Annotated in this window: 15 protein-coding genes, 1 rRNA gene and 1 riboswitch; of the genes, 3 read left to right on the forward strand and 13 right to left on the reverse strand. The window is 69.4% G+C overall.

What is annotated here, in order from left to right; genetic code table 11:
- Positions 1–66 precede the first annotated feature (66 nt).
- Both BG482_RS25530 and BG482_RS25535 read left to right on the forward strand, forming a co-directional pair.
- A complete protein-coding gene (locus BG482_RS25530; protein WP_069771476.1) occupies positions 67–2,025 on the forward strand; it encodes an APC family permease in 1,959 nt (652 codons plus the stop codon).
- A gap of 198 nt (positions 2,026–2,223) precedes the next feature.
- The gene (locus BG482_RS25535; RefSeq protein ID WP_069771477.1) at positions 2,224–2,643 is read left to right on the forward strand and encodes a molybdopterin-binding protein; all 420 of its coding nucleotides are present in this window, start codon (positions 2,224–2,226) and stop codon (positions 2,641–2,643) included.
- A gap of 138 nt (positions 2,644–2,781) precedes the next feature.
- On the opposite strand, the gene gcvP is transcribed toward BG482_RS25535, so the two are convergent.
- The gene (gcvP, locus tag BG482_RS25540) at positions 2,782–5,667 is read right to left on the reverse strand and encodes an aminomethyl-transferring glycine dehydrogenase (RefSeq protein WP_069771478.1); all 2,886 of its coding nucleotides are present in this window, start codon (positions 5,665–5,667) and stop codon (positions 2,782–2,784) included.
- A gap of 184 nt (positions 5,668–5,851) precedes the next feature.
- Positions 5,852–5,948, reverse strand: a riboswitch (glycine riboswitch).
- A gap of 112 nt (positions 5,949–6,060) precedes the next feature.
- Here gcvP and BG482_RS25545 point away from each other — a divergent pair.
- Positions 6,061–6,432, forward strand: a complete 372-nt coding sequence (locus tag BG482_RS25545) for a PRC-barrel domain-containing protein (RefSeq protein WP_069771479.1) — start codon at positions 6,061–6,063, stop codon at positions 6,430–6,432.
- 4 nt (positions 6,433–6,436) lie between these two features.
- On the opposite strand, the gene BG482_RS25550 is transcribed toward BG482_RS25545, so the two are convergent.
- The 12 genes from BG482_RS25550 to rrf all read right to left on the reverse strand — a co-directional run bounded on the left by BG482_RS25550 (position 6,437) and on the right by rrf (position 17,372).
- Positions 6,437–6,898 (reverse strand): nucleotidyltransferase domain-containing protein, encoded by a 462-nt coding sequence (locus BG482_RS25550; RefSeq protein WP_069771480.1) that lies wholly within the window; start codon positions 6,896–6,898, stop codon positions 6,437–6,439.
- A gap of 111 nt (positions 6,899–7,009) precedes the next feature.
- Positions 7,010–8,425 carry a DNA polymerase IV gene (locus BG482_RS25555; RefSeq protein ID WP_069771492.1) on the reverse strand — a complete coding sequence of 472 codons (1,416 nt, stop codon included), beginning with the start codon at positions 8,423–8,425 and terminating at the stop codon, positions 7,010–7,012.
- 68 nt (positions 8,426–8,493) lie between these two features.
- Positions 8,494–9,177, reverse strand: a complete 684-nt coding sequence (locus BG482_RS25560) for a MerR family transcriptional regulator (RefSeq protein WP_079142137.1) — start codon at positions 9,175–9,177, stop codon at positions 8,494–8,496.
- 244 nt (positions 9,178–9,421) lie between these two features.
- A complete protein-coding gene (locus BG482_RS25565) occupies positions 9,422–9,895 on the reverse strand; it encodes a bifunctional nuclease family protein (protein ID WP_004934251.1) in 474 nt (157 codons plus the stop codon).
- Between the two features lie 84 nt (positions 9,896–9,979).
- A complete protein-coding gene (locus BG482_RS25570) occupies positions 9,980–10,717 on the reverse strand; it encodes a MerR family transcriptional regulator (RefSeq protein WP_069771482.1) in 738 nt (245 codons plus the stop codon).
- A gap of 44 nt (positions 10,718–10,761) precedes the next feature.
- Positions 10,762–11,538 (reverse strand): FHA domain-containing protein, encoded by a 777-nt coding sequence (locus tag BG482_RS41455; protein ID WP_256096479.1) that lies wholly within the window; start codon positions 11,536–11,538, stop codon positions 10,762–10,764.
- A gap of 190 nt (positions 11,539–11,728) precedes the next feature.
- On the reverse strand, positions 11,729–12,592 hold the full coding sequence (locus tag BG482_RS25580; protein ID WP_069771493.1) for a DUF881 domain-containing protein: 864 nt from the start codon (positions 12,590–12,592) through the stop codon (positions 11,729–11,731).
- A 5-nt stretch (positions 12,593–12,597) separates the two neighbouring features.
- Entirely contained in the window at positions 12,598–12,930 is a 333-nt protein-coding gene (locus BG482_RS25585) for a small basic family protein (RefSeq protein ID WP_020133151.1), read from the reverse strand.
- Positions 12,927–13,763 (reverse strand): DUF881 domain-containing protein, encoded by an 837-nt coding sequence (locus BG482_RS25590; protein ID WP_069771484.1) that lies wholly within the window; start codon positions 13,761–13,763, stop codon positions 12,927–12,929. The genes BG482_RS25585 and BG482_RS25590 overlap by 4 nt, the downstream gene beginning before the upstream one ends.
- A 166-nt stretch (positions 13,764–13,929) precedes the next feature.
- On the reverse strand, positions 13,930–16,425 hold the full coding sequence (locus BG482_RS25595; protein ID WP_069771485.1) for a mannose-1-phosphate guanyltransferase: 2,496 nt from the start codon (positions 16,423–16,425) through the stop codon (positions 13,930–13,932).
- A 112-nt stretch (positions 16,426–16,537) separates the two neighbouring features.
- A complete protein-coding gene (locus BG482_RS25600; protein ID WP_069771486.1) occupies positions 16,538–17,146 on the reverse strand; it encodes a CDP-alcohol phosphatidyltransferase family protein in 609 nt (202 codons plus the stop codon).
- 109 nt (positions 17,147–17,255) lie between these two features.
- Positions 17,256–17,372, reverse strand: a 5S ribosomal RNA gene (gene rrf, locus BG482_RS25605).
- Positions 17,373–17,504 lie beyond the last annotated feature (132 nt).

Raw genomic sequence — 17,504 nt, forward strand, 5'->3', positions numbered from 1 at the left:
ACGCTGATGCCGCCGTCCGCGTGATGGCCGAAACCACACGCCGAGCCGCACCCATGGAGCACGCCGATGGCCACTGCCGAACACCCTCCGCCCGGTCGCCTGCGCGCCTGGATGCTGGAGGGCCTCTCCGACATGGGCAAGGGCCACGGCCCCCAGGGGTCGGCCGCCGGGTCCGAGGCGCCCCCCGAGCCCCAGGGGCAGCGCTGGTACCGGGTCATGTGCCTGACGGGCGTCGACTACTTCTCGACCCTCGGTTACCAGCCGGGCATCGCCGCCCTCGCGGCGGGCCTGCTCTCCCCCGTGGCCACCGTCGTGCTGGTGGTCGTCACCCTGGCCGGCGCGCTGCCCGTCTACCGGCGGGTGGCCGAGGAGAGCCCGCACGGCGAGGGCTCGATCGCGATGCTGGAGCGGCTGCTGTCCTTCTGGAAGGGCAAGCTGTTCGTCCTGACCCTGCTGGGCTTCGCCGCCACCGACTTCCTGATCACCATCACCCTGTCCGCGGCCGACGCCTCGACCCACCTCGTCGAGAACCCGCACCTGACCGCGGCCCTGCACGACCGGCAGATGGTGATCACTCTCGTCCTGGTGGCCCTGCTGGGCGCGGTGTTCCTCAAGGGCTTCCTGGAGGCCGTCGGCGTCGCCGTGGCGCTGGTGGCGGCCTACCTCGCCCTGAACGCCGTCGTCGTCGCCGTCGGACTGTGGCACGTACTCACCGAGGGCCATGTGGTCACCGACTGGTCGAGTGCCCTGACCGCCGAGCACGGCAACGTCTTCGCGATGATCGGCGTCTCCCTGCTGGTCTTCCCCAAACTCGCCCTCGGCCTGTCCGGCTTCGAGACCGGCGTCGCGGTCATGCCCCACGTGCAGGGCGACCCCGACGACACCGCGGAGAACCCCGCGGGCCGCATCCGCGACGCGAAGAAGCTGCTGACGACGGCCGCCCTGATCATGAGCGTCTTCCTGATCGCCACCAGCTTCATCACCACGGTGCTGATCCCGGAGAAGGAGTTCGAGCCCGGCGGCAAAGCCAACGGACGGGCCCTCGCCTACCTGTCCCACGAGTACCTGGGCAACGCCTTCGGCACGGTGTACGACGCCTCGACGATCGCCATCCTCTGGTTCGCCGGCGCCTCCGCGATGGCCGGACTGCTCAACCTGATGCCCCGCTACCTCCCCCGCTACGGCATGGCCCCGCACTGGGCGCGTGCCGTCCGCCCGATGGTCATCGTCTTCACCCTGATCGCCTTCCTGGTCACCTGGATCTTCGACGCGGACGTCGACGCCCAGGGCGGCGCCTACGCCACCGGCGTCCTGGTGCTGATGTCCTCGGCCGCGATCGCGGTGACCATCGCCGCCCGCCGGGCCGGGCAGCGGGGCTGGACGGCCGGCTTCGCCGTCGTCTCGGCGGTCCTGCTCTACGTCACCGTCGTCAACGTCATCGAGCGCCCCGACGGCGTGAAGATCGGCGCCTGCTTCATCGCCGGCATCATCCTCGTCTCACTCCTCTCCCGGCTGGCCCGCGCCTTCGAGCTGCGCGTGACCGGCGTGACGCTGGACGACATGGCGGAACGCTTCATCCGGGACATGGCCAGCCGCAAGATACGGTTCATCGCCAACGAGCCCGACCAGCGCGACAAGGCCGAGTACCGCGACAAGATCGAGCAGATCCGCCAGGACAACGACATCCCCGGCGAGGACTTCGTCTTCGTCGAGGTCACGGTCGTGGACCCGTCCGAGTTCGAGGCCGGACTGACCGTGCGCGGGGAGATCCTGCACAACCGCTACCGCGTCCTGACCCTGGAGTCCTCCTCCATCTCCAACGCCCTGGCCGCACTGCTGCTGCACACCCGTGACACCACCGGCCGCATTCCGCACATCTACTTCGAGTGGACCGAGGGCAACCCGTTCGCCAACTTCCTGCGCTTCTTCCTCTTCGGCCAGGGTGAGGTCGCCCCGGTCACCCGGGAGGTCCTGCGCGAGGCGGAACCCGACCGCACCCGCCGCCCCCGCGTCCACACGGGCTGACAGCCGGGCGGCGGGGCGGGCGGGCGACCCGAAAAGTCGATGAACACACAAGTCGATCACCGACCGCGGCCGCCGCTGTCACCGCCGTAACCGCCGTCGTCCGCACGGACCCGTCGGCACTCGTCCCGACCGGAAGCGACGACGGCACAGAAACTCGCATACCAGACATAAGCCTTCAGTAGCTCTACCGTGACGCTCATGACCCTGAGCATCCGCAACCAGCTTCCCGGCACCGTGATCGCCGTCCGGACCGGCGAGGTCATGGCCACCGTCAGGATCCGCCTCGACGGGGGCCAGGACCTCATGGCGGCCATCACCCTGGAGGCCGCGAACCAGCTCGGCCTCACCCCGGGCACCGCCGTCCATGCCCTGGTGAAGTCGACGGAGGTGGCCCTGGCCGCCGGTCAGGTCGCCGGACTCTCGATCCGCAATCGGCTCCCCGGCACGATCACGGGCCTCACGATCGGCGAGGTCATGGCCTCGGTGAAAATCACCCTGGACGGCGGCCGGCTCACGGCGGTGATCACCAAGGAGGCCGCGACCGATCTCGGGCTCTTCGTGGGCTCCGACGTCGTGGCGCTGATCAAGGCGACCGAGGTGTCCGTGGCGACGGCGTAGGACACCCGGGACCGAGCGCGCGGAGCGGGGCAGCACGAGCCGGGCGGGACCTCGCGGAGGGGGGACAGGGCTTCCAGCACCGCAAACGGCCGCAGGGCTCCTCCACCACGGAAGGAGCCCTGCGGCCGGCACGCTCGCTCAGTCCTCGTACGCGTCCAGCGGCGGGCACGAGCAGACCAGGTTCCGGTCGCCGAAGGCCTGGTCGATCCGGCGCACCGGAGGCCAGTACTTGTCGGCGGCCGACACCCCGGCCGGGAAGACTGCCTCCTCACGCGTGTACGCGTGCGCCCACTCGCCGCCGAGGGCGGCCGCGGTGTGCGGGGCGTGGTGGAGCGGGTTGTCCTCGGCCGGCCACTCGCCCGAGCCGACCTTCTCGATCTCCGCGCGGATCGCGATCATCGCGTCGCAGAACCGGTCGAGCTCGACGAGGTCCTCGGACTCGGTCGGCTCGATCATCAGCGTCCCGGCCACCGGGAACGACATCGTCGGCGCATGGAACCCGTAGTCGATCAGCCGCTTGGCGACGTCGTCGACGCTCACGCCGGTCGCCTTGGTCAGCGGCCGCAGGTCGATGATGCACTCGTGCGCGACCAGCCCGCCGGGCCCGTTGTAGAGCACGGGGTAGTGCGGCTCCAGCCGCTTGGCCACGTAGTTGGCGCTGAGCACGGCCACCTGGGTGGCCCGCTTGAGGCCCTCGCCGCCCATGAGCCGCACATACGCCCAGGAGATCGGCAGGATCCCCGCGGAACCCCAGGGAGCCGCCGAGATCGGCCCCACACCGGTCTCCGGCCCGGCGGCGGGCTGCAGCGGGTGGTTCGGCAGATAGGGCGCGAGGTGCGACCGTACGGCGACCGGTCCGACGCCCGGACCGCCGCCGCCGTGCGGGATGCAGAACGTCTTGTGCAGGTTCAGGTGGGAGACGTCGCCGCCGAAGTGTCCCGGCTTGGCCAGCCCGACCAGCGCGTTGAGGTTCGCGCCGTCGACGTACACCTGCCCGCCGGCCTCGTGCACCTGGGCGCAGATGTCGGCGACGTGCTCCTCGAACACCCCGTGCGTCGACGGGTAGGTGATCATCAGCACCGCCAGCTCTTCGCGGTGCTTCTCGATCTTCGCGCGGAGGTCCTCGACGTCGATCTCGCCGTCCTCGGCGGTCTTCACGACGACGACCCTCATGCCCGCCATCACGGCACTGGCCGCGTTGGTCCCGTGCGCGGACGACGGGATCAGGCACACGGTCCGCTGCTCGTCCCCGTTGCCCCGGTGGTACCCGCGCACGGCGAGCAGCCCGGCCAGCTCGCCCTGTGACCCGGCGTTCGGCTGCAGGGACACCTTGTCGTACCCGGTGACCTCGGCGAGCCGGTCCTCCAGCTCACGGATGAGCGTCAGGTAGCCCTGTGCCTGCTCAATGGGCGCGAAGGGGTGCATCTGCCCGAACTCGGGCCAGGTGACGGGCTCCATCTCGGTGGTCGCGTTGAGCTTCATCGTGCACGAGCCCAACGGGATCATGCCCCGGTCGAGCGCGTAGTCCCGGTCGGCGAGGCGGCGCAGGTAGCGCAGCATCGCCGTCTCGGAGCGGTACTGGTGGAAGACGGGATGCGTCAGGATCGCGTCGGACCGCAGCAGACCGGCGGGCAGAGCGTCCTCGGTCGCCGCGTCGAGCGCTTCGATGTCGCCGGCCACGCCGAACGCGGCCCACACCGCCGACACCTGGGCCCGCGCGGTGGTCTCGTCGCAGGAGACCGACACGTGGTCGGCGTCGACGAGGTGCAGGTTCACCCCGTGCTCGCGCGCCCCGGCGACGACCTCCGCGGCCCTCGCCGGCACCCGCACGGTCAGCGTGTCGAAGTAGGAGCCGTGCACGACCTCGACCCCGCCGGCCCGGAGTCCGGCGGCCAGGACGGTGGCGTACCGGTGCGTGCGCCGGGCGATCGCCCGCAGCCCGTCGGGCCCGTGGTAGACGGCGTACATCCCGGCCATCACCGCGAGCAGCACCTGTGCCGTGCAGATGTTGCTGGTGGCCTTCTCACGCCGGATGTGCTGCTCACGCGTCTGCAGCGCGAGCCGGTAGGCCTTGTGACCGTCCGCGTCGACGGACACGCCCACGAGCCGCCCGGGCAGGCTGCGCGCGAACTTCTCGTGGACGGCCATGTAACCGGCGTGCGGCCCGCCGAAGCCCATCGGCACGCCGAACCGCTGAGTGGTCCCGACGGCGATGTCGGCCCCCAGTTCGCCCGGCGACTTCAGCAGCGTCAGCGCGAGCAGGTCCGCGGCGACCGTGACGAGCGCGCCGAGCCCGTGCGCCTGGTCGACGAGCGCCCGGAGATCACGCACGGCGCCGGAGGCCCCCGGGTACTGCACGAGCACGCCGTTGATCTCGCGCTCGGCGATCTCGGCCGGGATGCCGTCGCTCAGGTCGGCGACGACGACCTCCACGCCGGTCGGCTCGGCGCGGGTCTCGATCACGGCGATGGTCTGCGGCAGGGCGTCCGCGTCGACGAGGAAGAGGCCCTTCTTGTTCTTCCCCATCCGGAGCGAAAGGGCCATCGCCTCGGCGGCGGCCGTGCCCTCGTCGAGCAACGACGCCCCGGACGTCGGCAGACCCGTGAGGTCGGCGACCATGGTCTGGAAGTTCAGCAGCGCCTCCAGCCGGCCCTGCGAGATCTCCGGCTGGTACGGCGTGTAGGCCGTGTACCAGGCCGGGTTCTCCATGACGTTGCGCAGCACGACCGGCGGTGTGAACGTGCCGTAGTAGCCGAGCCCGATCATCGGGTCGAGGACCTGGTTGCGATCGGCCAGCGAGCGCAGCTCGGCCAGCACCTCGGCCTCGGTGCGCGCGCCCGGCAGGTCCAGCGCGTCGGCGTTCTTGATCACGTCCGGGACCGCTGCGGCGGTGAGCTCGTCCAGCGAGCCGTAGCCCACGTGCGCGAGCATCTTGGCCTGCGCCTCGTGATCGGGTCCGACATGGCGCTGCTCGAAGGGGATTCCCTGCTCGAGCTCGGAGAGTGGAATGCGATGGGCGGTCATTACGGAGGCCTCCTGGTCTGACACGACCTTCGTGGGTCACCACGGCACGGGTACCCGGACGGCCTCCCCCTCTGTCATCTCAACCTGAGAGCTTCACCGGACGCAGGCGGGCGCCCGGCTTTCACCGTCGGTGAGAGCGGAAGCCGTCGACGCCGTCGGCACCCGCCCTGCTTTCCAGAGTGACCTCGTCCGTGCGGTACGTGAGCCTGAGAGATTCCGGGGAGGATTTGCTCCTTCGGCGCCTCCGATTGTCGTTCGGAGGACTCTCCCGCACGGGGTCAGCAGCCGTTGTCAGACTACCAGCGAGGTCAACATCACCCTCTCGAGTGGCCGCCGGTCCCATTGTGCTCTTTTGTAGTGCTAACGGATGAGTTGCGACCAAGTGGAGGGCCCGTGCAGACCGATATCGATCCGCGCAACCTGATCGGCCGCAAGGCGTTCGACCGCAACGGCACCAAGATCGGCACCGTCGACGAGGTCTACCTGGACGACGCGACCGGTGTTCCGGAGTGGGCGGCCATACGCACGGGCCTGTTCTCCCGCGACGCCTTCGTCCCCCTCGAGCCCAGCGAGCTGGTCGAAGGCGCGCTGCGCATCCCCTTCGACCGGGCGCTGATCAAGGACGCTCCGGACTTCGGCGTGGGCCGCCACCTCTCTCCGGAGCAGGAACTCCAGCTCTACCACCACTACGGTCTCGACCTGGGCACTCCTCCCCCGCTCCCCGATCACGACTTCGGCCGGCTGGCCGGCACGGACGACGGCTGAGCCCTCAGGCACAGGCCCGTATCAGCTCACCCAGAATCCCGGCCGGGTCGTGGAGCGGCCGGGCTCCGTCCGTGACGACTCTTCTCGTGCCGGCGTCGACCGGGCCGGTCTTCGCCCAGGCGGTGGGTCCGACGCACATCTCCACCTCCAGACCGGACGCGGTGACATGCCGCCATTCGGTGAGCGGCCCCCAGGCACGGACCCGCACCACCTCGCCCAGGGACAGCTCCCGCAGCCACGAGTCGTCGACCGCGTACCGGCCCGGAGCCGTCGACAACAGCAGGAGATCGACGTCCGAGTCGGAGCGCGCTTCCCCCCGCGCGCAGGACCCGACGAGCAGCAGCCCGGCCACGTCGCTCCGGTCGGCGGACCACCGGGTGACCCGGTCCACCACCGAACTCATCTCGGCCGCCCGCTGCGGCGACACCCCGGCCCCTGCCACGAACCGGTCTTCGTGCGCTGTCATCCAGCCCCCTCCACCGTCGGCGCCGCCCCGCCCGGCATCGCCGTCACTCCGGCGCAGTCCGTACGCCGTTCACACTGCTCACTCAGTCTCACTCTGTGTAACTGACGGGCCTCACCGGGAGTTCCCGCTCCCCCACCCCGTGAGGCCCACGTCCGGACCGGGCGCCCAGGCCGCCGGCCCGTCGCCCTCGTCGGGTCTTCGCCGCACCAGCGGCAGCGGATCCGCCGGTTCCAGGCCCGGATCGTCGGTCCGGAACGTCCGCACCCGCCCCGGCTCCGACTCGGGCGTCTCGAAGCGCACCGTCACCCGGCCGAGGCCACTGCCCTGCACCCACCCGTGCCCCAGCTCGGCATGGCGCACATCATGCCCGGGTCGCCACCGGTGCTCCGCCGGGGCCGGCGCCTCGACCACGGGCTCGCCCACCGGCTCCTCCTCGGAGCCGGCCGAGCGCACCTCCGCAGCCTGAGCGAACAGGTCCTCCTGGGTGAAGTCCGCCAGGCCGCTGACGCCGACGCCCAGGAGCCGCACCCCACCGGTCGTGTCCACGGCGTCCAGCAGCCGGGCCGCCGCTTCCCGGACCACCGCCGGATCGTCCGTCGGCCCGCGCAGCGTCTCGGACCGGGTGAGCGTGGAGAAGTCGTAGCGCCGCACCTTCAGCACGATGGTCCGCCCGGACAGACCGGCCTCCCGCAGCCTGCGCACACACCGGTCGGCGAGCCGCTGCACCTCCAGCTCGACCCGCACCCGGTCATGGATGTCCACGTCATAGGTGTCCTCGACCGACACGGACTTGGTCTCCCGCTCGGCCACCACGGGCCGGTCGTCCCGCGCGAGCGCCATGGCGTACAGGGCATGCCCGTGGGCCTTGCCCAGCAGCCGCACCAGCTCGTCCTCACCGGCCTCGGCGATCTCGTCGACCGTGGTGATCCCGGCGCGCCGGAGATGGTCCCCCGTGGCCGGGCCGACCCCCGGCAGCGTGCGCACCGACATCGGCCCGAGCATCGCGCGCTCGGTGCCCGGCTCGATCAGCACCAGGCCGTCGGGCTTCGCCTGCTCCGATGCGATCTTGGCGAGCATCTTGCAGGAGGCCAGCCCCACCGAACCCGTGAGACCTGTCACCGCCCGTATGTCCCCGCGCAGCCGGATGCCGGACAACCGAGCCGACTCGCTGTCCCAGGCCGCCTCCCCGGCCTCCAGGTCCACGAACGCCTCGTCCAGGCTCAGCGGCTCGACCAACGGCGAGAGCGCCCGCAGCAGCGCCATCACCTGCTCGCTGATCGACCGGTAGAACGCGAAGCGCGGAACGAGGTAGGCGGCGTTGGGGGCCAGGCGGCGCGCCTGGGCCATGGGCATCGCCGAGTGCACGCCGAAGACACGCGCCTCGTAGGAGGCGGTCGCCACGACCCCACGCGGTCCCAGACCGCCCACGACCACGGCCTTCCCGCGCAGGCTCGGCTTGGACGCCTGCTCCGCCTGGGCGAAGAAGGCATCCATGTCCAGATGCAGGACGGTGGGCGCGTTTCTCACATGTCCGATGCTGCACCACGCCACTGACAACGGCGTTCCACGGCCGCTGCCTACGCCCGGAGAGGGCCTCAGACCGCCCGGTTGCGCCGCCGCGCCAGCTCGTCCGCCGGGTTGTGCCCGACCAGCGTCTCCCCGGTGTCCACGCGCTCACCGTGCAGCTGCGACAGCGCGCTCTCCACGTCCCGCCACACCACGCCCACGGCGATTCCGAAGACACCCTGCCCGCCCTGGAGCAGGGCGTGGACCTCGTCCGGCGAGGTGCACTCGTACACCGTGGCGCCGTCGCTCATCAGCGTCATGCGCTCCAGGTCGCTGAACCCGCGCTCACGCAGATGCCGGACGGCGCTGCGGATGTTCTGCAGCGACACCCCGGTGTCGAGGAACCTCTTGACGATCTTCAGGACGACGACGTCCCGGAAGCTGTACAACCGCTGGGTGCCGGAGCCGAGCGCCGGCCGCACGCTCGGCTCGACGAGCCCGGTGCGAGCCCAGTAGTCGAGTTGCCGGTAGGTGATGCCCGCGGCCGCACAGGCCGTGGGACCGCGATAGCCGATCTGCTCGGACGCCATGGACGTCGCCCCTCCGCCGCTCGGCACGGCCGCCGGTCGATGCGGGGCGTGATCGGCCGCGCCGCCCTGGTGCGGGTATCCCCCACCGGGGCGCAACCGAGAGCTCGGGGGAGGGTACGGACCGCTTCCCCCGACACCGAGTCCGGGGGCACCCCCAGCCGTACCGTCGCCGCTGCTTCTCACGCCGACCTCCGTCCTTGAACTGCCTTATCGACGGTAGGCAGTCACCAGGGGTGCGTCAACGATCGCCACACTCGGCACGCCGAGTGATAATCACCCAAGGAGTGGTTTCCCGTACCCCACCGCGGGGAAAGGCTAGCCGAATGCGCTGAGAACCAGCCGTAGGACGCTCTCAGTGGCCCCCGGCATTTGCCGGAAACGGAGCGGGCGCCCCGTACGGGACGCCCTCCTCTCGCGCCTGCGCCGGCTACTGGTTGCTGGTGCCGAAGTCCTCGGGCGAGATCTGGTCGAGGAACTCGCGGAACTTCTCCACCTCGTCCTCCTGCTCGTCCGGGATGGCGATCCCCGCGTCGTCGAGCACCGTGTCGCTGCCGTAGATCGGCGTTCCGGTGCGCAGCGCCAGCGCTATGGCGTCGGACGGACGCGCGCTCACCTCGACCCCGCTGGCGAAGACCAGCTCCGCGTAGAAGACGCCCTCCCGCAGATCCGTGATGCGCACTTCGGTGAGCTCCTGGCCGACGGCCTCCAGCACGTCCTTGAACAGATCGTGAGTCAGCGGCCGCGCGGGAGCCATGCCCTGCTGGGCGAAGGCGATCGCCGTCGCCTCGCCCGGTCCGATCCAGATGGGAAGGTAGCGGTCGCCTCCCACTTCGCGCAGCAGCACGATCGGTTGGTTGGAGGGCATCTCGACCCGGACACCTACGACATCGAGCTCGTTCACACAGCAACCCTAGGCCGTGCCCGGGACGTTTGGGTAGTCGGGCCGGGAACGGGTGACCGATCCACCCTCGCCGAAACCGCCCGCTCAGGGCAGCCGCACCCCGAGCGCGGTCTGCACCAAGGCCGCATGCAGCCGCACTGTGAGGCCCGCGATCTCCTTGGTACGGGCCTCCGCGTGAGCCCTGGTCTGCGGATTGCGGTGGAGCTTCAGAGGAGCCACCACCTGATCCACGAGCCCGGCCTCGCGGTCGGCGGCGGCCTTCATCACCCGCAGATGCCTCGGCTCGATCCCGAACCGACCCAGCTCGGCGACGAGCGCGGCCACCGTGGCGGCCTCAGCGTCGTAGACCCCGCCCTCCAGCGGCACTACGAGCCCGTACGACTCCCACTCCTCGAGTTCCCGCTCACCGATCCCCGCGGCCGCGAGCAGCTCGGACCGACCGATCCGGGCGACGGTGGGACCGTCCGACGCCTCCAGGACGGCCTCGCCGTCCCGCTGCCGGCCCACGGTCGGCAACGGCGCGGCCTCGCCGCGTTCCATGGCGTCCAGATGCTCACGGATGACCTTGAGCGGCAGATAGTGGTCCCGCTGCATCCTCAGCACATGGCCCAGACGTTCGACGTCCCGCACGCTGAACTTGCGGTACCCCGAAGGGGTGCGCTGCGGCTCGACGAGCCCTTCCGACTCCAGGAAACGGATCTTGGAGATGGTGACCTCGGGAAACTCGTCGCGCAACGCGTTCAGCACCGCGCCGATGCTCATCGGGCCACCGTCCGCCGCGGCGGTGCCGTGTCCGGCACCGCCCCTCGGTGTTCGAAGCATGGACCTTCCCTGGGGGATTCCCCCGGGCAGAGCCCGGGGGCGGGTCAGTAGCCCTGCTGGCTCGCGTAGAAGACCAGCCGGTACTTTCCGATCTGCACCTCGTCACCGTTCGACAGAGCGACCTCGTCGATCCGCTCGCGGTTGACATAGGTGCCGTTCAGGCTGCCGACGTCCGCGACCCTGAAGGTGCCGTCGGGGTTGCGCCGGAACTCCACGTGCCGACGCGAGACCGTCACGTCGTCGAGGAAGATGTCGCTCTGCGGGTGGCGGCCGGCCGTGGTCAGATCGCCGTCCAGCAGGAAGCGGCTGCCCGAGTTCGGGCCGCGCCGCACCACGAGCAGCGCGGAACCCAGCGGCAGCGCGTCGACCGCGGCCTGCGCCTCGGGAGACAGCGCCGGCAACTGCGTCTGGCCGGTCACCTCCGCGTCGTAGGCCTCGAGACCGGAAATGGAGATCGTGGAGGTCGTCTCCGACGGACGCTCGGGTGTCAGCCCGGGACGCAGCGGCGCGCCGCAGTTGGAGCAGAAGCGGCTGTTCTCCGCGTTGCGGTTACCGCACCTCGTACACACCAGGGCTGACATAGGGGAAAACCCTCCACCCGCACTTGAGGCTGACGGTTGGCCGAAACCTATGCCGCCGGACTGTGCAGGGTCAACAGACGCCGCGCCCTGACCACCGGAAATGTCGCCGCCCGGACCACCCACCTGGTCCCTGAACAGCGGCCGCTGACCTTCCGCGTCGGGCTGTGCGCGATGACGCGCGGTCGCGTTGGCGCTGCTCTCTCGCGCGCTCTTGCCGAACAACTTCGCAAACAACTTCACGGGCGATTCCCCTTGACCGAAACAGACCCGCCCGTGGGGCAGGACGAACCCTGACTGATTACACCGGTCGAACCGGACACCTTCACAACGTCCGTGCCCACCAGACAGTTTCCACCACGCACCACCCGATCGGTGCGTCGACCCCCCGCAACCTCATGCCCCTGCCGGACGCCCCCCAAGCACTCCCGGTTCACCGGTCCGACGACCGAGCGTAGTCAGGCCGCTTCGCTGCTCGCAAGGCGTCCACAACGATCTTGTCGGACCGCTCGACGGTCACGGTGGCCTGCTCCTTCTCCAGAGTCTGCACCACACCTCCCGGGATGTTCAGCGCCGGCTCGAGATCCTGCGGGTTGCCGATGACCTTGAAACGGAAGGGCGTGTCGATCTTGTTCCCGTCCACTCTCACGCCCTTGCCGGATTCCGTCAGAAACGTCCCGGCGACCACCCGCACGCCGTTCACCTGGATCGCCTCGGCGCCGGCCGCGCGCAGCTCCTGGATCGCGTCGAGCAGCATGTCCGCCTCGACCGTCCCCTTCGTGTCCTCGATCGTCATCGTGATGCCCGGCCCCTGGGCGGCGACCGTGCCCGCCAGAATGCCGAGTTGCCTCTCCTTCTCGACGGTCTGCTTACGGGCCTCTTCCGCCTGGTCGGAGCTGTTCTCCAACTCCTGCCGTTGCTTGTCGAGGCCCTGCTTCTCGTCCTCAAGACGCTGACTGCGGTCGCCGAGTTCATCGAGGATGCGAACAAGATCCTCTTGGCGTGCGCCGCGCAGGGCGTTTCCGCTGTCGCTGTTGGACGCGACCTGGACGGCCAGCCCGAAGCCGAGACCGAACAGCAGGACCGCGACGATGAGTTGGGCCCGGGTGACCCGCGGCGGCCAGATTCCTTGGACCAGCCGCTGCCGACCGGTCAACGCGGGCTCGGCGGGCTCCGCCGCCGTGTCGTCCGCGGCCGCGTCGTCCGCGGGCGCGGCCGCGGCCGCGGGCACCTCGTCGGGCAGTTCCTTGCGCAGCCGGTACTCGGGCGTCTCGTCGTTCTCGTCCTGGTCGCTCATGGCCGTCACGCCCGGAACACGTGCCGGCGGATCGCCGCGGCATTGGAGAAGATCCGGATTCCCAGGACGACCACCACACCGGTGGACAGCTGCGACCCCACGCCCAACTCGTCGCCCAGGAAGACGATCAGCGCGGCCACCACCACGTTGGACAGGAACGACACCACGAACACCTTGTCGTCGAAGATGCCGTCGAGCATGGCCCGCAAGCCGCCGAACACGGCGTCCAGCGCCGCCACCACGGCGATCGGCAGATACGGCACGACGGCTGCCGGGACCTCGGGCTGGACCAACAGTCCGGCCACGACTCCCACGACGAGGCCCAGTACGGCGATCACGATGCGTCCTTCTCAGTTCTCGGCTGTGCTGTACGTACGATCACACTCGGTGCGGCGGGCAGCCGGACGTCGTCCACCACCGAGATGGCCGTCCGGATGCCGTAGTTCTCCTGCAGAGCGTTCAGATACAGCCCGTCCGCGCTGTCCTGGAACCTCGTGCTCAGGTTTTTCCCGTCCCCCACCGCCAGCACCGTGTACGGGGGCACCAGCGGTTTGTTGTCGACCAGTATCGCCTCACCCGCCGCCCTGATGGCCGACAGCGCCGTCAGCCGCTGTCCGTTGATCGAGACGGCCTCGGCGCCCGACGCCCACAGCCCGTTGACCACGCGCTGCATGTCACGGTCCCGCACACGGCCGGTGTCGGAGAAACCCGCGGTCTCGCGCGGGCCGCCGCCACCACCCGAGGTGGCCTCCTTGGCGTCGTCCACCACCAGTTTCACGCCGGGTCCGTGCACCTCGACCGCTCCGGCCAGGATGCCCACCAGGTCAGCGCGCTCGCCGCCGCCGCTCTGCTTGAGCGCCGCCTGCTGCCGAGTGCTCACCTCGTCGCGCAGCTTGTCGACCGTGCTCTCCAGCCTGTCGGCCGCCTCGGTCTCGCGGTCGATGCGGTCGATCAGTTCCTCGCGCTCCTTGGCGACGACCGGAGCCGCGACCCGCGCCTGCACCGCACCGACGGTGACCACCAGGGCCGCAAGCACCAGGCCCGCGGCCAGAACGACCTTGGCCCCCGCCGTCCTGGGCATGCCCCCCGCGCCGTCGGTCCGTTTACGTGCGGCCGCCTCGGCGTAACCGTCGTCGAGGCTGTGATCCATGACGTTGGTGAGCAGCGACATGGACGCGTCCGGGCGCGACACGCGCGCGGGTGTGCTCCGAACGGGGGGCGGCTGCGGCATGCCGCACATCGTCGCACGTCGCGTCCCGTACCTCCGAACGGCCCCACGCGCGTGCCGGACAGGCCCCGTCGGGGACACCTGTCCGGCACGCGCGTGTGCAGGCGGTTCAGCGGCCGGCGCTGTCCACGACCGCCGCCCATTCGTCGAGCAGGGCCTGGGCGGACGCGTCGTCCGGACCCTCCGCCCACAGATGGGTGACGGCCTCCGCCGGGTCGGGCAGGACCATCACCCAGCGCCCGTCGGTCTCCACCACGCGTACCCCGTCCGTGGTGTCCACGAAGCGATCACCGGCCGCTTCGACGACACTCCGCATCACCAGCCCCTTGACGGCCCACGGGGTCGCCAGATCCCGCTTCAGGACGTGCGCCCGCGGGATGCGCGCGTCGATCTGACTGAGGGTGAGCTGCGTCCGGGCCACGAGCCCGATCAGCCGTACGAAGGCCGCCGTGCCGTCGAAGACACTGCTGAACTCCGGGACGATGAACCCACCCTTGCCGTCGCCGCCGAAGATGGTGGTCTCGTCCTGCCCGACCCGGGTGAGATCGTCGGGCGACGTCGTCGTCCATTCGACCTGGGTCCCGTGATAGGCCGCGACCTGCTCGGCGATCCGGGTCGTCGTCACCGGCAGGGCGACCCGCCCGCTGCGCCGCTCGGCGGCCACCAGGTCGAGCAGCACCAGGAGCGCGCGGTCGTCCTCGATGATCCGCCCCTTCTCGTCCACGAGAGAGAGCCGCTCGCCCACCGGGTCGAAACGCACGCCGAACGCGGCACGCGAGGACGCCACGATCTCCCCGAGCCGTACCAGGCCGGACCGCCGCTGGTCGCCGGTCTCCGTCGGCCGTGCCTCGTTCAGACCGGGATTGATCGTCAGCGAGTCCACGCCGAGCTTGCCGAGGAGGCTCGGCAGCACCAGCCCGGCGCTGCCGTTGGAGGCGTCCACGACGACCTTCAACCCGGACTCCGCGATCCCGGTCGTGTCCACGTTCCGTAGCAGCGACCCGGTGTACGAGTCGAAGACGCTGCCCGGGAAATGCAGATCGCCGATCTCACCCGGGAACGCCCGCCGGTACTCCTGCCGGGCGAACACCCGGTCCAGCTTCCGCTGACTGCCCTGCGACAGGTCGGCGCCCTGGCCGTCGAAGAACATGATGTCGACGGAGTCCGGCACACCGGGTGAGGTCCGGATCATGATTCCGCCGGCGCTCCCGCGCGCGGTCTGCTGCCGCGCCACGGGCAGCGGGACGTTCTCCAGGTCCCGTACGTCGATGGCGCTGGCCTGAAGCGCCGAGATCACGGCCCGCTTGAGCGCACGGGCGCCACGGGAGTGGTCACGGGCCGTGGTGACGGTGGACCCCTTCTTCAGCGTCGTGGCGTACGCGCCGGCGAGACGCACGGCCAGTTCAGGCGTGATCTCGACGTTCAGGATGCCGGACACCCCACGAGCACCGAACAGGTGGGCTTGCCCGCGGGACTCCCAGATCACCGAGGTGTTGACGAACGCGCCGGCTTCGATGGTCTTGAAGGGATAGACCCGCACGTTGCCCTGCACGATCGATTCTTCACCGATCAGGCACTCGTCGCCGATGACGGCGCCGTCCTCGATCCGGGCGGCCCGCATGATGTCGGTGTTCTTGCCGACGACGCAGCCGCGCAGATTGCTGTGCTGACCGACGTACACGTTGTCGTGCACGACGGCCTTGTGCAGGAAGGCGCCGCTCTTCACGACGACATTGGAGCCGATGACCGAGTGTTCGCGGATTTCCGCGCCGGCTTCGACCTTCGCGTAATCGCCGATGTAGAGCGGCCCGCGGAGGTCGGCGTCGGGGTGCACTTCGGCCCCTTCGGCAACCCACACGCCCGGCGAGATCTCGAATCCGTCGATCTCGACGTCGACCTTGCCTTCCAGGACGTCCGCCTGGGCCTTCACATAACTCTCGTGCGTGCCCACGTCCTCCCAGTAGCCCTCGGCGATGAAGCCGTAGACCGGCTTCCCCTCCTTCATCAGCTGCGGGAAGACGTCACCGGACCAGTCGACGGGGACGTCGGCCTCGACGTAGTCGAAGACCTCGGGCTCCATGACGTAGATGCCGGTGTTCACGGTGTCCGAGAAGACCTGGCCCCAGGTCGGCTTCTCCAGGAAGCGCTCGACCTTGCCCTCTTCGTCGACGATCGTGATACCGAATTCCAGCGGATTCGGCACGCGGGTCAGACAGACGGTGACCAGCGCACCCTTTTCCTTGTGGAAGTTGATGAGCTCGGTGAGGTCGAAGTCGGTCAGAGCGTCACCGGAAATGACGAGGAAGGCGTCGTCCTTGAGAGCCTCCTCCGCGTTCTTGACGCTTCCGGCGGTACCGAGTGGCTTCTCCTCGTTGGCATAGCTGAGCTCCATTCCGAGCTCTTCGCCGTCACCGAAATAGTTCTTGACCAGTGACGCCAGGAACTGAACAGTTACGACGGTCTCATTGAGCCCATGCCTTTTGAGCAGCCTCAGAACGTGCTCCATGATCGGCCGGTTGGCCACCGGCAGGAGCGGCTTGGGCATGCTCGAGGTCATAGGGCGAAGGCGCGTGCCTTCGCCTCCGGCCATCACGACGGCCTTCATGTCGGAAGCGTCCTCCTAAAGAGACGACGGTCTAGCCGACTTCACCCGTCCAGATTGTCCCGCAGATTCATGCCGCAGGCGATCGAGCCACTGCTGCTGCCAATCGGCGAGGTCAGTCGGCCACAGCGTCCGCACGAACGATGCGGCGGACCTGTACCACGTACAGGACTCCTGCCCACCAGTACAGGGTTGTACCCCATCCAGCGAACGCCCATCCGAAAATAGCACCCAGTGACGCCAACCACCCACTTCCGTCACTGAGCAGGAGCAGCGGGAAGGCGTACATCAGGTTGAACGTGGCGGCCTTCCCCAGGAAGTTCACCTGTGGCGGCGGATAACCGTGTCGCCTGAGGATGCCCACCATCACCAGCAGAACCAGCTCTCGCGCGAGAAGTACAGCCGTCAACCACAGGGGGAGAATCTCCCGCCACGTGAGGCCGACCAGGGTCGAGAGAATGTAGAGCCGGTCGGCCGCCGGGTCGAGCAGCCGGCCGAGGCTGCTGATCTGGTTCCAGCGTCGCGCGAGCTTGCCGTCCAGATAGTCGCTGACCCCGCTGAAAGCCAGCACGAGGAGGGCCCAGCCGTCGCTCTGCGGGCCTCCGAACTCAGGCCGGAGGATCAGCCACAGAAAGACGGGCACGCCGACGAGACGCGCCATGCTGAGAACGTTCGGGATGGTGAGTACCCGGTCTGTCTGAACGCGGGTCTCCTGGACCTCCACCCGGGGGCCTCCAGTAGGAAATGAGCCAACGATGCTCCCTGACCCTACCCCAACGCAAAAAAGCTCTGGCTCTCGGGCTGTATGCCCAAGAGCCAGAGCTCTAAAAGGAGTTCGGCGGTGTCCTACTCTCCCACAGGGTCCCCCCTGCAGTACCATCGGCGCTGTAAGGCTTAGCTTCCGGGTTCGGAATGTAACCGGGCGTTTCCCTCACGCTATGACCACCGAAACACTATGAAACTGTCAGCCGCACCACACCGTGACCATGGCATGGGGCTGTTCGTGGTTTCAGAACCAACACAGTGGACGCGAGCAACTGAGGACAAGCCCTCGGCCTATTAGTACCAGTCAGCTTCACCCA

This window comes from Streptomyces sp. LUP30, assembly GCF_001746365.1.
GTDB lineage: Bacteria > Actinomycetota > Actinomycetes > Streptomycetales > Streptomycetaceae > Streptomyces.